Consider the following 18,505-nt stretch of genomic DNA (forward strand, 5'->3'; position numbering starts at 1 on the left):
CCCCAAGCAGTCCAACACGACCACTCAGAGGCAATTTTTACATCAAAAAATATTTAGATTAAGCTTCCAAACCAGTTGCGACTGATTCAGGGTAATTCTCACGAACGATGGCGGCACACCGCGCACAGAGCGTTGGGTAAGCATCGTCACTGCCGACATCCGTCTTGACCATCCGGCAACGGGCACAAACCTCGCCGTCAGCATGGCTAACTTTGATGGCAACCGTATCGCCAAAGGCTTCGGCATCAGCGGGTGCATCGCTTAATGCGTGCATATCAAGCGCTGAAACCATCAACATTTGCCGGACATTGGTGTTCAAACCGTCCAAGAAGTCTTGGGTATCCGCATCCACGTACAAGTCTAAGTGCGCTTCTAGGGATTTCCCAATCAGCTTGGCATCGCGAGCTTCTTCGAGGGCCTTCAAAACGTCACTCCGAAGATCCATGAACCGTGACCACTGAGCCGTTAATTCGGCACTATTGGCATAGTTTTGAACCGTTGGCATGTCGGTCAATTGCGCAAATTCTTCTGGTTCCTTCAAGAATGGCCAAATTTCTTCGGTCGTATGTGGCAACATTGGCGTAAAGAGCTTCGTCAAAGCAACCAGCACGTCGTAGAAGACCGTCTGCATCGAACGCCGTGAATGACTGTCTTCCGCATCAATATACATAATATCCTTCGCAATATCCAGGTAGAAGTTGGATAAATCAACCGTTAAGAAGTTGATCAACTTCTTGTAAATATCGAGGAAGTCATAGTGATCGTAATGATCTTTGATTTCAGCGACAAAGTCATTCAACCGGACAGCCATGTATTGGTCAACACTAGCTAAGTCTTCAAATGCGACCCGGTCCTTCTTCGGATCGAAGTCAGTCGTGTTGCCTAACATGAAGCGCACCGTATTCCGGAACTTCTTGTAAGCATCCGCGACTTGTTTGAAGCTTTCCATTGAGACCCGCACGTCTGAACTGGTATCAACGGAAGCGACCCACATCCGAACGATTTCAGCACCCATTTGCTTGATGACATCTGCAGGGGCAATCGTATTCCCCAGTGACTTACTCATCTTGCGACCCTTGTCATCCAAGGTAAAACCTTGTGATAAGACTTGCTTGTAAGGTGCATGACCAGAAACCGCCACACTAGTGATCAAACTTGAGTTGAACCAACCACGATATTGGTCGGAGCCTTCCAAATACAGGTCAGCAGGATATTTGAGGTATGGCCGTTCCGCTAAGACACCTTGGTGTGACGAACCGGAGTCGAACCAAACATCCATAATATCAGTTTCCTTCGTAAAGGTCCCCTTTGGTGAATGTTCATTCGTGTAGCCTTCTGGTAATAAGTCCTTGGCTTCACGTTCAAACCAAATGTTCGACCCGTACTTGCCGAATAAATCAGCCACGTGATTGATGGTTTCTTCGTCCATGATGGCCGTCCCATCTTCGGCATAGAAGATTGGGAGTGGCACACCCCAGACCCGTTGCCGTGAGATGACCCAGTCACCACGGTCACGAATCATGTTGTATAGCCGCTTCTTACCCCATTCTGGGAAGAATTGAACATCGTCCATCGACTTCAGAATTTCGTCACGCATGTCACCGACCGAAGCAAACCATTGTGGCGTTGCGCGGAAGATTATTGGCTTCTTAGTCCGCCAGTCGAAAGGATAACTATGTTCGTATGGCATGTACTTGAGCAACAAGCCGGCGTCCTTCAATTTGCCTAGCGCAATTTCGTTGGCATCGTCATAGAAGACACCCGCAAAGTCAGCACCAGCCTCTTCAGTCAGTACCCCTTTGTTGTCGACTGGGGCAAAGATTGGCAAACCGTATTTTTGACCGATCCGGTAGTCATCTTCCCCATAGCCAGGTGCGGTATGCACAAGACCAGTACCAGAATCCAAGGTAACGAAATCACCAAGCATCGTCAATAAGTTGCGGCTATGGTCAAATGGATGTTCACACAAGACGTTTTCGAGTTCAGCACCCTTGACCGTCTTGAGCACTTGAACATCTTCCCAGCCAAACCGTTCTGCATTTTCATCCAATAATTCGGCTGCCAACACGAACTTCCGGCTTTCACCAGCTGGTTGAACGACCACGTAATCAAAACTAGCGTCAACGGTGATCCCTTCAGAGGCTGGAATCGTCCATGGCGTCGTCGTCCAAACCACGAGGTAAGTATCGTCATCTAAGACACCCTTGCCGTCGATGACCCGTTCACCGTAGAAGGCAGATGGTGACGTTACGTCATGATATTCAACTTCGGCTTCTGCCAAGGCTGATTCAGAGGACCATGACCAGAAGACTGGCTTTTTGCCCCGATAAATCAGGTGGCGCTTAGCGAAGGCCCCGAAGACCCGCACTTGTGCGGCTTCAAATTCAGGCTTCAACGTTAAGTATGGGTTGTCCCATTCGCCGCTGACCCCTAACCGTTTGAATTCTTCGCGTTGGTGGTCAACTTGTTCTAAGGCATACTTGCGACAAAGTTCACGGAATTCATTATCCGACATCTTCTTGCGGTCGTAGCCAGCTTGTTTCAACTTTTGTTCGATTGGTAGGCCGTGGGTATCCCAACCAGGAACGTACGGTGCCCGGAAACCATTCATCGATTTATAACGAACAATGAAATCCTTCGTAATCTTATTTAAGGCGTGCCCCATGTGGATATCGCCGTTTGCGTATGGCGGGCCATCATGTAAGATAAAGCTTGGCTTACCTTCATTCAATTTTTGCCGTTGTTCATAGACTTTGTTTTCAGCCCAGAGGTTTTGCCGTTCAACTTCCTTGACCGGTAAGTTCCCACGCATTTTAAACTTGGTCTTACCGAGGTTTAATGTTTCTTTAACGCGCATACTCTCACTCCTTAAATTTTTTATCAAACAATCATTGGTTTGGAGACACAAAAAAACTCCGCCCAGCCAGGGACGAAGTTATCGTGGTACCACCCAATTTTAGAATTGTTTAGATTCTCTCTTAGCATGGATAACGTTCATGAGACGGTCACCCTTACTCGCTTCAGGGTAACGTTCGGAGATGATGGACAACTGTGAAGGGACGACCGCCTTTCCATTATCGGCAGCTCTCTGGGCGTATTCATCAGTGTTGACTGTTCTCCTCGACACATTCATGTGCTTTAATTGTCTGCAATGATCAGCGCTTAGTTAGCCGCGTTATCATCGTCAGGAAAAATAACCACCGTTTGTTGTGGGGCTTGATCCCCACCATCGGCAACTGGGGTTTCGCCACTCGTTGCTTCCGTAATTTCAACGGTTGCTTCTGAGTTTACGCTCGCATCCCCCGAGTTGTCAAGACTATCTTCCTTCAAAACGTGTTGAATTTCAGTATAGTCTGCGGTATTGGTCTCGCTAAGTAGTTGGTCCCAATCCTTGCTCTTAACCACTTCCAATTGTGATTCTAACATCACTTGGAGGCGTTGACGGAAGACCCGTGTTTGTTTCTTCAAATCGTCCGTTTCAACAGATAAGCGCTTGGCCTTTTGTGAAGCGTCGTCAATCATTTGGTTCGACTTGTCAGTGGCTTCACTGACAATGTCAGAAGCTTGCTTTTGGGCTTCCCGGGTAATGATGTCGGCTTCCTTCTTCGAGTTGGTCTTAACCTTGTCAGCAGCTTCTTGGGCCACTAAAATCGACTGGTTCAAAGAATCTTTTAATTCGTTGAAATACTTCAACTTGCCTTCACTCGCGTCTAAACGTTCTTGGAGGTCCTTATTTTGTTTTAAGGTAATTTGATAGTCTTTGATAATCTGTTCCAGAAAATCATTGACCTCATCAATATTGTAACCACGTAGTTTCGTTGAAAACTCTTTGTTATGAATGTCATCCGGACTTAACACCATTAGAATTCCTCCAATATTTATTTACTATGAATAATATTTAACGTTATTCGCAGTCGCGCCTTCTTGGTCTCACCACTGATTTCGGCGAGTCGCACGCGGCCATAGTGGTTCACACTAAGCATATCGAGTAGCGCCAGTTCATAATCGGCTTTAGGCAACTCTGCCCAGTTCAAGCGGACCTTGCCACCCTCGATCAATTCCTTAGCGTGATGCCGCGACAAGTTGAATGCGGCTTTGATGATACTATCCGCGCGTAGTGAGCTGACCGTCGTTGTGACAGGTTCCCAGTCATCTTCACGAGCAATTACTTCGGATCCTGCAACCGCCGTTAGATGCACTTTCGTCTTACCAAACCGATCAATCTGATCATTAAAGTAATCCGCCATCTCAGACTCACACACAAACTGCCAGTGCTCACCATCAGTGATAATATCACCAAAGACATCCCGCTCTACGCCGGCATTTGCCAACGTTCCCAGTATTTGACCATGTTTGAGCGTCGCAAACTTGACTGGGTAGACAATGTTGAATAATGTGATTTGAAAATCTGCGGTCTCGGGTTCGTAATATGGCGGATAAAATAAGATCCGCTGCAATTCTGCACCCTCAAAACCGCCATACGCGCGCATCCGTACATCATCCAGCTGGTTAGCCAGTGTCTGGGCAATGTACACTTGACGTGGGTTCAAAAACGCCGTTAAGATTGGTCGGTACTGGTCCGCAACTTGGCGGAGCCACCCCGTGACCTGTTCAATAAATGGGGCTTCACTATCGCGAAAATGTTGTTTTAGATTATCATTCACGATACTATCCTCGTTATCTTAATTTAATACGTCAAAAAGCTTAATAGGTAAAACAAGCCACTTTCAGCAAATTGGAGCACTAACAGCGCAATGATTGGTGAAAAATCCAACCCGGCAATTGCGGGAATGAAGCGCCGAAAAATACTGAGAAATGGTTCACAGATCTGTCCTAAAAATTGCCCGATGCGCGTATTATAGGCACCTGGGAACCAAGACATCAGAATGTAAACCACAATGGCTAATTGGTACAGTTGAAATAACCGACTAATAATCGTCACTAACAGAGGCCACTCACTCCTTATAATTTGCTGGAATCAAACTGACTAGTTGTGCTTCCTGACACTTCGTAGTTTTCTGGAATGCAAAGGAAAATCTCGTCGCCGATGCGTTCGATCTCGCCATTGATGGCAAAGACCGTCCCAGTCAGAAAATCAACGATCCGGCGTGCCATCTCATCATCCACGTGGTCAAAATTCACGATCACGGCTTGATTTTTAAGCAATTGGGTCGCAATTTCCTTAACATCCGAATAAATTTTCGGTTCGAATAAGGCGATTTTACTATTCACTGATTTACCACCTTGCATGGGAACAACTTTCGGTGTCGAACGCGTGTTGGTCGCTGGTTCAGTGGGGGCCGCCGCTTGTGAAGCTTGGGTCGGTTCCTCATACTGATCATCAGAATCTCCAACACCAAAAAAGTTACTAATGAATCCGGCCATATGCTTGCGCTCCCTTCACTGTCTTACTTACGCCGACGCTTGAAGAATGGTGGCGTATCTAGTGAATCACCACCGTTGTCATCCTTGCTGTCGTCAGCTTGTGAATTATCATTAAAAACATCAAAATCTGTCTTTTCAACGTTGTTAAATTCTTGACCATTGTTGACTGGCCGTGAATTGTTTGGTTCGCGCCGGATATCCCAGTTACCGAATGGATCGTCAGCTTGAGATTCACTTGGTTGAGCCGCTTCGCTAGTTGCGGGTTGGTCTGTTGAGTTGTTGCTAAACATCCCACCACGTTGTTGGCTAGCAGCAGTCCGAGTTGATTGGTTACCCAATTTGAGTTCCCGTTGCTTCTGGTCGATACCAGTCGCAATGACCGTCACCCGAACTTCATCGCCTAAGCTTTCATCAATCGACGTCCCAAAGATAATATTAACTTCGGTCGTTGCAGCTTGGCTCACGATGTCTGAAGCAGCTTGTGCTTCATATAAGGACATGTCGGGACCACCCGTGATGTTCAATAAGACTTGTTCGGCACCATCGATTGAAACTTCCAATAATGGTGATGAAATGGCTTGTTTCGTCGCATCGGCAGTCCGATTTTCGCCAGTGGCAGAACCGATTCCCATCAATGCGGAACCTTGGTTTTGCATGACCGTCTTGACATCCGCAAAGTCCAAGTTGACGTAGCCTGGTGAAGTAATCAAATCAGAGATCCCTTGAACCCCTTGACGTAAGACGTTATCGGCTTCTTGGAAGGCTTCCATCATTGGGGTCTTCTTATCAACGATTTCAAGCAAGCGGTTATTGGCAATGACGATCAACGTATCGACGTTGTCCTTCATTTGGGCAATCCCTTCCGCCGCATTGCGTGCCCGCTTCGGGCCTTCAAACGTAAATGGACGTGTAACCACACCAACTGTTAAAGCGCCTGAATCCTTAGCGATTTTAGCCACTACGGGTGCAGCACCGTTACCAGTACCACCGCCCATTCCGGCAGTGACGAAGACCATGTCAGCGCCCTGTAAGGCTTCCGTCAAGGCTTCTTCACTTTCTTGTGCTGCTTTGGAACCAACATCAGGATTGGAACCAGCGCCAAGTCCTCGTGTTAATTTCGGTCCAAGCTGAATCTTAGTCTCAGCATTGGATGTTTGTAATGCTTGTACATCGGTGTTTGCAACGATAAATTCGACGCCCTTGACGTCTTCTGCAATCATCCGGTTAACGGCGTTTCCACCACCGCCACCGACACCAATGACTTTAATATTAGCCCCTGAGTTCTGGGTTGAATCTAAAGAAAATTCCATGTTTTTTCCTCCGTCATTTCTATCCGATTATTAATCAAAGAAGTGGTTGAAGAAGCCCTTGACCCGTTCAACGGTCCCCTTATGATTTGGATCAGCCTGTTTCGGTTGCTCCTGTTTAACTGGCTGTTTTTTAGTTGTTTGTTTCGGTTGTGGCGCGGTTGGTTCTGGTGCTGGTGTTACTTCTGAGAATTCTCGAGCAACACTCGCACGAGTATCTCCCGTCAAGGCACTCTTCACGAGCAACGTGACATCACTTAAAGCCGCTTGGTATTTGATAACAGCTAACGCTTCATCAAATGACGGATGCCTTAAGCCCATTTGGTTAGGTGTGAAGACCCGGACCCGCGTGCCAAAACGCTGTGAAGCAAGGTCCGTAATGCCAGGGATCGCGGCAACACCACCTGTTAACACGATGCCACCTGGCAATTCCAGAGCCCGAATCTCATCCAGATGTTGTTTGACCTTGTCAAAAATCTGATCAAGCCGCGCTTCGATGATTTCTGCTAAGTATTGCTCACTGATTTGTTCGGGGGTACTCTGCCCAACAACATCGACTGGAAATAGCTCATCATCCGAGGCCTGCTGAGCATCGGCATAGCCATAGTCTCGTTTGAGTTTTTCGGCATTTTCAATCGACGTATTCAAAACGACTGAGATATCCTTCGTAATATACTGGCCGCCTTCTTGATCAACATAAGTATATTTGAGTTGGTGATCATGGATGACCGCAGCGGTCGTTTGACCACCACCCATATCAACGATGATTGAACCAAAATCCTGTTCACCATCATTCAACACGAGTGAGCTCAACGCTAAGGGGGCAATCACGATTTGTTCAATCTGAAGGCCGGCCTTTTCGAGTGCCTTACGGGTGTTGTGAATGATCGTTTTCGGACCAGTAAACAGTGTCCCGTGCATTTCAAGCCGGACACCGACCATTCCGCGTGGATCCTTGATGCCATCAAAGCCATCAACGACGAATTCTTCTGGAATGACATCTAAGACTTCCCGTTCTGGTGGCAAGCTTTGAACTAATGCGGCCGCCGCAACGTTTTGGACATCTTCATTATTAATTTCTTTGGATTCATCCGCGACAGCAATCATGCCACGGCAACGTTCAATTTTGACCAGGTTAGCGGGAACTCCCGCAATCACCTTTTTTATTTCGATACTTGCTTTTTCTTCAGCTTGGCGTACTGCTGATCGAATCGTTTCGGCCGCCTTGTCAATATCGACAATGACCCCACGACTTAAACCATTAGAACGTGCGCTTCCCACACCAATAACGTTCATTTGCCCTTTAACACGTTCAGCAACAATGACTTTTATTGAGGTGGTCCCTATATCAAGTCCGACATAAATTCCTGAATTATCCATAATAGAGGAACCTCCTAGTAATTTACATAAATATTCAAGGATTCGCTGACATATCCAGTTAATCCCTAGTTTACCATATCCTAAGCGCTTTTAAAAAGGTCACACTTAGCATTCTATCAATTATTCTGATTCTTGAACGGATAGGAGTAAGCTCCCACCTCAAGATTGATGACACCCTTGGACTTCATCTTGGCTGAAATCCCCGGATAATAGGCCATCTTGCTAGCAAAAGTACTGATGGTCGCATACACTTCATTGCCATCATTCATATACAAGTGGACCCGTTCCGGATTCGATTTGTTCGGTGCAAACTTGATTTCAGAGATATTATGTTTGACCGCGGATGATAACTTCGCGTATTGGGCAATCATTTTCTCAAGCCGCTGACCACTCTTGAAATTGGCATAGATCGGCGAACCACCACCGGGCTGCGAATAAGTGCCCTTTAAAATCAACCCGTTCTCCAAGATGCGCCGGTAGTGTTGACCGGTTGATAGATAACCAGCGATGCGAATCTCTTTGACCGTCACTCGTACCCGATTATAACCAACTAACTGCGTGGTTACCTTGCCAATCTGAGGTTGCGCGTGGCGGGCGCGTTTGGTCGTCTGTTGATCATGACCAATCACGGACCAAAGTGCGACGCCAGTATCGATCTTAGTGGCCGTTTTGACCTGAGCTGTCGTTAGCTGGTTGGTCCCACGAACTGTGACCGCTTGAACATGGCTTAGTGGTGAGATAAAGTAGCCGGCAACCGCCGCACCAACTAAAAAGATACTCATCAGAATCGCGACCCGCTTGAACAGTAGCCGCCGCCGCTGCGTTTTCAGCTTGGGCAACTTATCACCGATTCGGAGTCGTTTACCCGACCACCGATGATGGCGCTTCTGTTCGGCACGTTGGTTCTCGGCCGCTTCACGCTGAAACCGTTCCCATGGGGTGAGCTGCTCCGGGTGCTCGCGTTCTTTCGGCTTTTTACGGAAAATGGCCATCACACCCACCCTTTCACTCTAATCTCAGTGCGACTTAACGACTGATTCTAAAACATGTAATAATTGGTCCGCTGCATCTGGCATCCCAAGCTTCTTGGCATTTGCTGCCATGGCTTCACGGTGCGTGCTGCTCTGCAATAATCGATCCAAAGCTGCGACCAGTGTTGCCCCGGTCAAGTCCGATTCTTTAATCAGTTCAGCAGCACCCGCATTAACAAGGCTCTGAGCATTCTTAGTTTGATGGTCGTTCGTCACGTATGGGCTTGGCACCAAAATCGATGGAATGCCCAACGCCGTAATTTCCGCAATACTGGTTGCGCCGGCCCGGCCAAGAATCACGGCTACCTCAGGCAAAATCGCAGGCATATTTTTGATATACGGTACGATTTTAACATTCGGTGCCAAGGCTGTCGCGGACAAGCCATCCTTAATCTTGTCATAATGAACCTGACCCGTTACGAAGAGCGTCTGATAATCGCGCTTGTCCAGCTCAGGTAGGGCTTCAACGGCCGCAGCATTGATCCGTGCGGCCCCCCGACTACCTCCAAAAATCAAAGCCGTCGGAATTTCAGGATCTAACTCAAACTGGGCCAACGCACCAGTCTTCTTGATATTCGCGACTTGTTGGGCGCGGGGGTTACCCGTCATGACCACTTTTTGCTCTGGAAATTGTGACCGGGCACTCTCAAACGAAATCGCAATTTTGTCGACGAAGCGACTCAAAAACTTATTCGTCACCCCGACCACGGAGTTTTGTTCGTGAATGACCGTTGGAATATGCATTTGGCTGGCCGCAAATACGACAGCCCCACTGACATAACCCCCAGTACCAACCACGACATCCGGTTTAAACGCCTTGATATATTTGCGAGCCGTGACCACACTCTTTAAGAACAGGTAGACCGTCTTCACATTTTGTAAGGATAACGACCGTTTGAAGCCTTGAATCTTGATCGTTTTAAAATCAATCCCGCGTTCGGGCACGATTCGGCTTTCCAGTCCGCGATGAGTTCCAACGAACTGTACTTGAGCTTCTGGATCGTGTGCTTTAAGCGCGTCGATCAGCGCCAAGGCGGGGTAGATGTGACCACCAGTTCCACCGCCAGAAATCATTAGTCGCATTAGTTTTCTTCCGCCTTTCCGGTTAATTGTTCGATGGCCTTGATAAAACGGTCACCGCGAACTTCAAAGTTAGGATACTGATCCCAGCTCGCACAAGCTGGTGAGAGCATGATAATGTCGTTGGCTTGACTGTGTTCCCAAGCAATCGGTACGGCAGTTTCACAATTATCGGTAAAGACAATGTCGTCGATACCGGCTAATTTACCAGCGTCCGCCACTTTTTGAGCCGTTTCACCAAAGACGATTAACGTCTTAACGTGTTCTTTCAAAGCTGGTGCTAGTTTTTCAAACGTATTGCCCCGGTCCAACCCACCGGCCAGTAGAATCACTGGTTGGTCAAACCCTTTGAGGGCCATTTCAGTCGAAACTAAGTTAGTTGCTTTGGAATCATTGTAGAATTGCCGATTTTGATACGTTTCCACGTATTGGGTCCGATGCCGAACACCTGAGAAAGTCTTCAATACTTGCACGATACCGGCCGTTGGCACCGCTTGGAGCTTGGCAACCGTAATTGCAGCCAATGCGTTCTCAACGTTGTGGTCGCCCGGAATCCGAATATCGGCTGCATCCATGATATACTCATCCTTAAAATACAGCTTACCATTTTCTTCGTAGGCACCAGCTTTCGTGTTCGCTTGCCGTGAGAATGGGACCACCTGTGCAGCTGACTGCTTGCTGAGTTCACGCCATTCTTCACTATCCCAGTTGATGACGAAATAGTCATCTGGCGTTTGGTTCATCGTAATCCGCATTTTGGCCTTAACGTAGTTCTCACGTGAACCGTGATAATCCAAATGGGTCGAATAAATATTCGTGATGACCGCAATATGTGGGTGTAAGGTCCGAATCCCACAGAGCATAAAACTCGAAAGCTCCGTGACCATTGTGTCAGCCGCAGTCGCTTTTTGGGCGATTGCCGAAGCTGGCACCCCAATATTACCTGCCACGTAGGCCTTACCAGCATCCGCGCGCTGGTTTAACATCATGGTGATCATGGTTGTGGTGGTCGTCTTACCATTGGTTCCGGTCACACCGATCAATTCACCTTCCAAAATTTGGGAAGCAAGTTCCACCTCAGTAATGACCGGAATCCCCTTGGCCAAAGCACCACTGACGATTGGGTTAGAATACGGAATACCTGGATTTTTGACAACGACCTTAAAATCCTCATCCAGTAATGACAGTGGATGGCCTCCCGTAATCACTTTGATACCGTCGCTCAATAGTTCCTGGGCGTCCGGATTATCATCAAATTCCTTTTTATCGTTAACGGTCACAAACGCGCCTAATTTGTGAAGCAATCGTGCGGCGTTCACCCCACTCTTTGCTAACCCTAGAACCAAAACTTTTTGGTTACGATACTGCTCAACCGACTTCATAAACCAAGATCTCCCTGTATTGTTTATAGATACTACTTAATCAACTTATTTATGTTACCACTCGACCAAGCGTTGGTCAGTAGTTGTTTGCCCAACAGACTGTCAGCCACTAGTCCCGTCACATAATTTGCGGCCAACTTTGCGCCATCACTTGATGCAGATGACGATTCAACGGGAACTAGCTGTATTCACTTTAACGAAGATATGTGCTGACGACCACTGGATAAACTGGGTAAAATTGGCCCGCAAAATACAATTATGTACGGTTGACTAGGAGTTATTTCCTAATCAACCCATTAAATGACTTTAAATTAAACGATGCTTGCAACACTAATAATCGCTGCAACTAAACCGACTGACCAAAAGACAATGTCAATCTTCCATTCGCTCCAGCCCTTCATTTCGAAGTGGTGGTGAATCGGACTCATTAAGAAGATCCGCTTACCAGTCAACTTGAACGAAGCGACTTGTAAGATAACTGAAGCTGTCTCAATCACGAAGATAATCCCAATCAGTAACAAGGATAATTCATGGTGCAACAGAATTGAAACCGCGGCTAATGCACCACCGAGGGCCAAGGACCCCATGTCACCCATGAAAATTTTGGCTGGTTTGTGATTATAAACGAAGAAGCCCAGTAACGAACCGACAACGGCTAAACAGAAGAGCATCACGTTGTACTGGTGTTGGGCATGCGCAATGATGGCATACGCCCCAAAGGCAATCGTCGCCTGACCAGCAACTAATCCATCCAAGCCATCGGTCAGATTGACGGCGTTGGAGAAACCGACTAACCAGATGATGACAAAAATCATGTACCAGATGCCCAGTGACCAGTCACCAAGACCCGGAATACGTAGGGCCATTGGCAAGTGTTCGTGTTGATAAACGACCGTCAAAATGACAGCACCGACAATTTGGCCTAATAACTTTTGCCAAGCTTTCAAGCCTTCATTTTGTTTCCGCCATAACTTGATACTGTCATCCCAGAACCCTAAGGCCCCGTAGAGCACGAGAATGAATAACAGAATCCAAGTCGTCGGTTGCAGCTGGTGTTGCCATAACCCGACCCAGAAGGTGGTGATCAGAATCGCCACGATGAATAGCAAGCCACCCATTGTTGGTGTTCCTGATTTTTTCTCATGCCACTTCGGCCCTTCTTCGCGAATCATCTGGCCCTCTTTACGAGCGCGGAAATACCGAATCAATGACGGCATCAACGCGAATACAATTATAAAACCGCTGACTAGGGTTGCACCCCACACTAATAAACTCACAACAATTCTCCATTCTAAGACTTGATTACCTACTTCAATGTCACACTAATCGCTTGTTTGGCTTCAATCGGGTTGCCGGCCGTCACACTCTGCGTCTTGACATAACCGGTCCCACTTGTCGTGAGTTTGATACCCGTTAAGGTTGCAAAATCAGCCACTTCACTGGCAGACCAACCAGATAAGTTCGGCATATACATCTGACCGTTCGTCACTAAGATGACCCGTTGACCACTTGAGACGACCGTGCCTGATGAAATCGACTGCTTGACCACACGGCTCCCTTTACCGACGACCACCACGTCTAAGCCCTGTTTCTTGGCAGCTTTTTCGGCTGCACTAGTCGACTGACTGGTCAAATCTTTCATCTTGACCGTTGTGGCCGTGGTTTCGCTGGCTTTTTGTTCTTCCAACGCACGTTTCATGACCGTGTCAAAAATCTCAGCCATGTCTTCTTCTGCGGAACTACCGTTAAGTGTCGGCTGCTTCATCGTAATGTACATAATGTACTTCGGATTCTTTGCCGGCGCCATCCCAACAACGGAATACAAGTAAGTATTATCACCTTGCTCGTAGGTACTCCCGTTGCTGACTTGGGCCGTACCAGTCTTAGCAGCGATTCGATAACCCTTGATTTTGTAGGCCGTCCCGGTCCCATATGACTTGTAGACCACGTCTTGCATATGGTCAAGGACCTTGCTGGCCGTCTTCGAACTGATTGGTTGGCTGACGACCTTCTTTTTGCCCTTATAAACTGTTTTGCCAGTATTCGGATTAGTGATCTTTGAAATAAAGTATGGCTGTAACATCTTACCATGATTAGCGATGGCTGTGAATCCACGTAGCATTTGCATCGCCGTGACCTGAATCCCTTGTCCAAACGCTGTATCTGCTTGTTCGATTGGATACGTGAACTGAATCGACCCACTCTGTTCGTTAGCGAGGCCACTATTCGTACTCTCACGCAAACCAAAACGCTTGATGTATTTCAGCCAAGTCTTGGCACCCATCGTCTGTTCGAGTTGGGCCATCGCGGTGTTACTGGAAAGGGCAAATCCCTTAGCATAGGTGATGTTCCCCCAACCATTGGTGTTCCAGTCCGGCACCGTGCTCTTGCCAATCTTATATTCACCCGTTGGCACCGTCACGTTGGCGTTATACTTGCCACTATCAATGGCCGCCGCCATGGTGAAGACCTTCATCGTGGACCCTGGTTCGTAAGTATCTTCAACGAGCAAGTTTCGCCACATTTTAGATAAGCCGGACTTAGTTTGCGCATTGAAAGTTGGCCGTTGGGTCGTGGCAAGAATCGCCCCCGTTTTGGCATTCATCAGCGTTGCGGTCATTGACTTTGGCGATACCTTGGAATTAATCTCTGAAACCTTGGTCTCGAGCAATGTTTGCAGCTTGGAATCGATCGTCGTATAGACGTTATCGCCATCCTTCGCCTTTTTACCCGTCTCGGTCGTGCCTTGATAGCCACTCTTGGTGACCGTCTTACGGCCGTCCGTGCCGGATAACTGCTTATTGAACGCTAACTCAATCCCCATCGAACCCGTCAAGCGGGTCTTATCCGTCCCTTTTTGTGACTTCGACGTGGTCAAGCCAATCAGTTGCGAGGCAAAGGTGCCGTTTGGATAGAGCCGTGCTTCTGATTCAATAAAGTGCAATCCGGGGACGTTCTGCGCGTCAATCTTCTCCTTGGTCGTTAACGAGATGTTTTTACCCGCAGTCCCAAACTCGATTTGGAACTTACCGGCACCCTTTTGTAGCGTTGCGAGTGCCTTTTTGTAACTAATTGGTAAATATTTGGAAAGTACCTTGGCAGCCTTGACGTTGTTTTTGACGTACAATGCCTTACCACTCGCACTCCGTTGGTTTTTGGCCATGATCGCATAAATCGTATAGGTACTCGTATCCTCAGCGATTGGATCACCGTTCGCCGTATAAATCGTGCCGCGTTTGGCCGTGATGGTTTGATCCTCGGTATATAACTTCTTGGTTGCCTCAACCAAATTAACACCGTTCACGTGGCGCACGATCGCAATATATGAAAAACGAATGACCAAAACGCCAAAGACGGCAATCGCACCGAAAAATAGCCATTGGCCAAAGATTCTACGATTTTGTTTTGGTGTCCGTTTCGAAGTCATTCGTTGTTTGTTCTTATTCATTTGTAAACATTCCTTATGCTACCGTTGTTGAGCGATAACCCGTACTGCTTAGCAATTTTATTTAAACGGCTTCGACTGGAAAGTTCACTGATTTCTTGGGCGGCCGACGTATTCTTCGCCTGCACCTTCGACACTTTCTCCTGCACCGTCTGTAATTCACTTTCAGCGTTAGTCGCCGTAATGTTGGTCGACACTAACATAATGGCTAAACTGAACACCACCAAACTCAAACCAACACATAATACTTTTTCGAACATTGAGAATGCAACGCGCTGCGTCTTGATCGACGGGTTGGGGGTTGCAACAGTTGTCGTCTTATGTACCGGGGTGGTTGCGCCAGGAGTCTGTTGCGGCAGCTCCCGCGCTAATCCATTTTGGGCCATGTTAATCACTCCTTTAATCAATCCTTAATATTAGTTATTCGTCATCTTAATCCGTTCGATGGCACGTAGCTTGGCGCTGTGCGCGCGTCGATTGGCCGCAATCTCGTCAGCACTAGGTAAAATCGGCTTGCGACTGACGAGTTGGTAATCTGGTTGCATCTCAGCGGGAATCACTGGCAAACCAGGTGGTAGTTCCGGTAACGCACTGTGTTCTTTGAAAATCGTCTTGACTAACCGATCCTCCAACGACTGGAACGTAATCACGCTGACCCGTCCGTGGACGTTAATCAAATCAACCGCCTGTTCCAAAGAGGTCTCGAGGACGCCAAGTTCATTATTGACCGCAATGCGAATCGCTTGAAAGACTCGTTTGGCCGGATGTCCACCGGTTCGGCGCGCACGTGCTGGAATGGCATTTTTAATTATTTCAACTAACTGGCCAGTCGTCTCGATCGGTTGCACGGCGCGTTCACGCTCAATCATCCGTGCGACTTGCTTGGAGAACTTCTCCTCACCATAGCGGTAGAAAATCCGCACCAAGTCGGCATATGGCCAGGTGTTGACCACCGTTTTGGCCGTCAATGCCTGGCTCTGATCCATCCGCATATCTAAGGGTGCATCATAACGGTAAGAGAACCCGCGGGAGGCGTCATCAAATTGTGGTGACGAGACCCCTAAGTCATAAACAATGCCGTCCACGTGGTCCACGCCTTGTTCGGCAAGCGCCGACTTTAAATTAGCGAAGTTATTCTTGATAAACGTGACCTGACCACGTTCTAAATACTCTGCTAAGTTCGACTGATTGTAGTCGATCGCCGTCTGATCCTGGTCAAAACTGTAGAGATGTCCGTCCGGTCCGAGCTGTTGCAAAATCTCTCGAGAATGGCCACCCCCACCTAACGTGCAGTCGACGTAGATCCCATCTGGTCGGACGTTCAGTGCCGCAATTGCTTCGTGTAAAAGTACCGTTGTATGTTCAAATGTCGCCACGCGTACGCCTCCTTTCAATCTATTCTAAAAGTCAATCAAATTCTCTGCCAAATCATCGAAGTTCGCTTCCGTCTCAGTCTCAAACTGTTGCCACTGTTCAGCACCCCAGATTTCAAACCGATCAGAAACCCCCACGATGACACACTGTTTCTCTAATTTGGCATACTGTCGCAACGTGGTTGGAATCATCACCCGCCCCTGCTTGTCTAATTCACACTCAGCTGCTGCTGCGTAGAAAAAACGGACAAACGCCCGGGCGTCCTTGCGTGTTAACGGTAAATCATCCAACTGTGCTTGCAGTGTTGCCCACCGTGCGGCTGGATAACCGAAAATACAGCCATCCATCCCACGGGTAATTACAAATGAATCGCCAAGTAACTCGCGAAACTTGGCGGGAATGATTAGCCGACCCTTAGCATCCAAGGCGTGCTCAAATTCTCCGAAAAACATCTTAGACGCCACGGCCAATCAACCCCTTTCATTAATCATAATTTAAGTCTACCACACCCCCCCACTTCCTACCACATCGTTTTGTTACTTTTCCAAATTGTTAACAAAATGTCAAAAAAAGCCCCACCTAACGTTGCTTTCGTTAGGTGGGGCTTAGTGGGGGAACTTTTTTCATTGTAAAAAGAAATGGCTGCCCAGTGCGAGCAAATAGACGACTAGCGTTAACAATTCCGTCCCGCGCCAAAACAGCTTGAAGAAGCGCCAGTATAGGATTTCTCCGCGTTCAACTGCCTCGATGATCGTCAAACCAATACCCAAAATCATCAGCGATAGGACTTCATAGGGCGCTAGCGAACTATCCGTTGCTTGTAAGGTTAGATAATGGGTGAACACCATTAAAAATGGGGGCCAAAAATCCATTAATCTTAATCCGTGCGGCCAAAAACGGTGCAATACTCGTTTCAGCACTAAAATCACGGCTGAAACGGCCGCTAATAAAATCAATTGTCCGTACCAGGTGGTCCATAAATCACGCATGTCCGTTCTTGCCTCCCCCATCAATGTCAGAATTGATTATAGCCATTATTGTTTAACTTTTCAATCATTCTAAACAGCCCTATAATAAGCTTAAATGTTTCATAGGAGGGATGACCGTTGCTACAATACTTCGCGACCGGCAAAAATGGCCTACTGACTACCCCTGACCATCAGCAAGATACGTCATATTGGATCAACGTTGAACGGCCAACGATTGATGAAATCGACCAACTCGTTGACCAATTCGACTTACCACGCGACTACTTAACGGCTGTCTTAGACGACGCCGAAGTTTCGCGCACCGAACAACTGAGCGCGACTGACGATGACCAACCAGTACTGATCGTGATGCAGTACCCCAAGTTAACGACGAGCGATCTAGGCTACTTAGAATTTCAAGTCTATCCATTTGCATTGATTTTAGTCGACCAAGTCGTGCTCACCGTCAGTAATTATTCAGCCAGCTTCATTCAAGATTTCGTGATGGACCCTGAATCATCGAAACTCAGCCTAGATAATCATGAAGATTTCGTACTTGCCATTATGTGGTACATCGAACACAGCTTCGTGACTGCCCTGAACTTGATCAATAAACGGACTACGACCCTTGAATCTCACTTGAACCAAGCGACCCACAACGCAGAGCTCTTTCGAATCATGTCTTACCAAAAATCACTGATTCGCTTCAAGGCCGCCCTGCAACAAAACGGCCCGACCCTCGATGCCATTGAATCTTCAGTGGGCTACTTCACGGCCGCTCATCATCAGTCATTGACGGCTGATATTAAAATTGAGACCCAGCAAGCGCGTGATATGACCGACACGACCAATCAAATTCTGCAGCAATACAGCCAGCTCGTTGGCTCAGTGATTTCCAATAACCTGAACGATGTTATGAAATTTTTAACCTCTTTGACCATGGTCCTCACAATTCCAACGATTATCGGCGGCATCTACGGGATGAACGTCAAGCTGCCCGGTGCGAGCCTCGTCCACGCCTTTACCTGGATCATGGCAGGCACCATCGTCCTGTGTATCATTAGTATTGAATATTTACGAAATCATGACTATTTTTAATTTCAATTGAAAAAAAGTTGATTCCACGTTAAACTATGAAAGAATTACTCGAAAA

17 protein-coding genes are annotated in these 18,505 nt (G+C 47.5%); 1 reads left to right on the forward strand and 16 read right to left on the reverse strand.

All coding sequences use genetic code 11. The features are described 5' to 3' along the window. Positions 1-58: 58 nt before the first annotated feature. The 16 genes from ileS to KGF65_RS14470 form a co-directional block, all read right to left on the reverse strand. Positions 59-2,857 carry an isoleucine--tRNA ligase gene (gene ileS / locus KGF65_RS14395; RefSeq protein WP_050338400.1) on the reverse strand — a complete coding sequence of 933 codons (2,799 nt, stop codon included), beginning with the start codon at positions 2,855-2,857 and terminating at the stop codon, positions 59-61. A 305-nt stretch (positions 2,858-3,162) separates the two neighbouring features. Continuing rightward, positions 3,163-3,861 carry a DivIVA domain-containing protein gene (locus tag KGF65_RS14400; RefSeq protein ID WP_050338399.1) on the reverse strand — a complete coding sequence of 233 codons (699 nt, stop codon included), beginning with the start codon at positions 3,859-3,861 and terminating at the stop codon, positions 3,163-3,165. Between the two features lie 17 nt (positions 3,862-3,878). Continuing rightward, positions 3,879-4,664 (reverse strand): RNA-binding protein, encoded by a 786-nt coding sequence (locus tag KGF65_RS14405; RefSeq protein WP_101873287.1) that lies wholly within the window; start codon positions 4,662-4,664, stop codon positions 3,879-3,881. A gap of 23 nt (positions 4,665-4,687) precedes the next feature. Continuing rightward, the gene (locus KGF65_RS14410) at positions 4,688-4,948 is read right to left on the reverse strand and encodes a YggT family protein (RefSeq protein ID WP_082230218.1); all 261 of its coding nucleotides are present in this window, start codon (positions 4,946-4,948) and stop codon (positions 4,688-4,690) included. A gap of 14 nt (positions 4,949-4,962) precedes the next feature. Then, positions 4,963-5,385, reverse strand: a complete 423-nt coding sequence (locus KGF65_RS14415) for a cell division protein SepF (protein WP_050338396.1) — start codon at positions 5,383-5,385, stop codon at positions 4,963-4,965. A gap of 23 nt (positions 5,386-5,408) precedes the next feature. Next, entirely contained in the window at positions 5,409-6,695 is a 1,287-nt protein-coding gene (gene ftsZ / locus KGF65_RS14420; RefSeq protein ID WP_101873286.1) for a cell division protein FtsZ, read from the reverse strand. Between the two features lie 30 nt (positions 6,696-6,725). Further along, complete coding sequence (gene ftsA / locus KGF65_RS14425; RefSeq protein ID WP_050338395.1) at positions 6,726-8,072, reverse strand: cell division protein FtsA; 1,347 nt, start codon at positions 8,070-8,072, stop codon at positions 6,726-6,728. A gap of 116 nt (positions 8,073-8,188) precedes the next feature. After that, positions 8,189-9,064: a cell division protein FtsQ/DivIB gene (locus KGF65_RS14430; RefSeq protein WP_050338394.1), complete on the reverse strand. Its 876-nt coding sequence runs from the start codon at positions 9,062-9,064 to the stop codon at positions 8,189-8,191. A 24-nt stretch (positions 9,065-9,088) separates the two neighbouring features. Further along, positions 9,089-10,186, reverse strand: a complete 1,098-nt coding sequence (gene murG / locus KGF65_RS14435) for an undecaprenyldiphospho-muramoylpentapeptide beta-N-acetylglucosaminyltransferase (protein ID WP_050338393.1) — start codon at positions 10,184-10,186, stop codon at positions 9,089-9,091. Continuing rightward, positions 10,186-11,565: a UDP-N-acetylmuramoyl-L-alanine--D-glutamate ligase gene (gene murD, locus KGF65_RS14440; RefSeq protein WP_056952347.1), complete on the reverse strand. Its 1,380-nt coding sequence runs from the start codon at positions 11,563-11,565 to the stop codon at positions 10,186-10,188. The genes murG and murD overlap by 1 nt, the downstream gene beginning before the upstream one ends. Positions 11,566-11,876: 311 nt before the next feature. After that, a complete protein-coding gene (mraY, locus tag KGF65_RS14445; protein WP_003639080.1) occupies positions 11,877-12,842 on the reverse strand; it encodes a phospho-N-acetylmuramoyl-pentapeptide-transferase in 966 nt (321 codons plus the stop codon). A 29-nt stretch (positions 12,843-12,871) separates the two neighbouring features. Beyond that, the gene (locus KGF65_RS14450) at positions 12,872-15,013 is read right to left on the reverse strand and encodes a penicillin-binding transpeptidase domain-containing protein (RefSeq protein ID WP_101873283.1); all 2,142 of its coding nucleotides are present in this window, start codon (positions 15,011-15,013) and stop codon (positions 12,872-12,874) included. After that, on the reverse strand, positions 15,010-15,396 hold the full coding sequence (gene ftsL / locus KGF65_RS14455) for a cell division protein FtsL (protein ID WP_050338390.1): 387 nt from the start codon (positions 15,394-15,396) through the stop codon (positions 15,010-15,012). Before ftsL ends, KGF65_RS14450 begins: the two co-directional genes overlap by 4 nt. A gap of 30 nt (positions 15,397-15,426) precedes the next feature. Next, the gene (gene rsmH / locus KGF65_RS14460; protein WP_050338389.1) at positions 15,427-16,386 is read right to left on the reverse strand and encodes a 16S rRNA (cytosine(1402)-N(4))-methyltransferase RsmH; all 960 of its coding nucleotides are present in this window, start codon (positions 16,384-16,386) and stop codon (positions 15,427-15,429) included. 24 nt (positions 16,387-16,410) lie between these two features. Then, positions 16,411-16,836, reverse strand: coding sequence for a division/cell wall cluster transcriptional repressor MraZ (gene mraZ, locus KGF65_RS14465; RefSeq protein WP_031267795.1), 426 nt, complete (start codon positions 16,834-16,836; stop codon positions 16,411-16,413). Between the two features lie 171 nt (positions 16,837-17,007). Continuing rightward, the gene (locus tag KGF65_RS14470) at positions 17,008-17,373 is read right to left on the reverse strand and encodes a DUF3397 domain-containing protein (RefSeq protein WP_050338388.1); all 366 of its coding nucleotides are present in this window, start codon (positions 17,371-17,373) and stop codon (positions 17,008-17,010) included. A 117-nt stretch (positions 17,374-17,490) separates the two neighbouring features. Between KGF65_RS14470 and KGF65_RS14475 the strand changes: the two genes are divergently transcribed. Beyond that, the gene (locus KGF65_RS14475; protein WP_088771085.1) at positions 17,491-18,450 is read left to right on the forward strand and encodes a magnesium transporter CorA family protein; all 960 of its coding nucleotides are present in this window, start codon (positions 17,491-17,493) and stop codon (positions 18,448-18,450) included. Positions 18,451-18,505: the final 55 nt, after the last annotated feature.

It is taken from the genome of Lactiplantibacillus sp. 30.2.29, assembly GCF_018991255.1.
Taxonomy (GTDB): Bacteria; Bacillota; Bacilli; order Lactobacillales; family Lactobacillaceae; genus Lactiplantibacillus; species Lactiplantibacillus pentosus.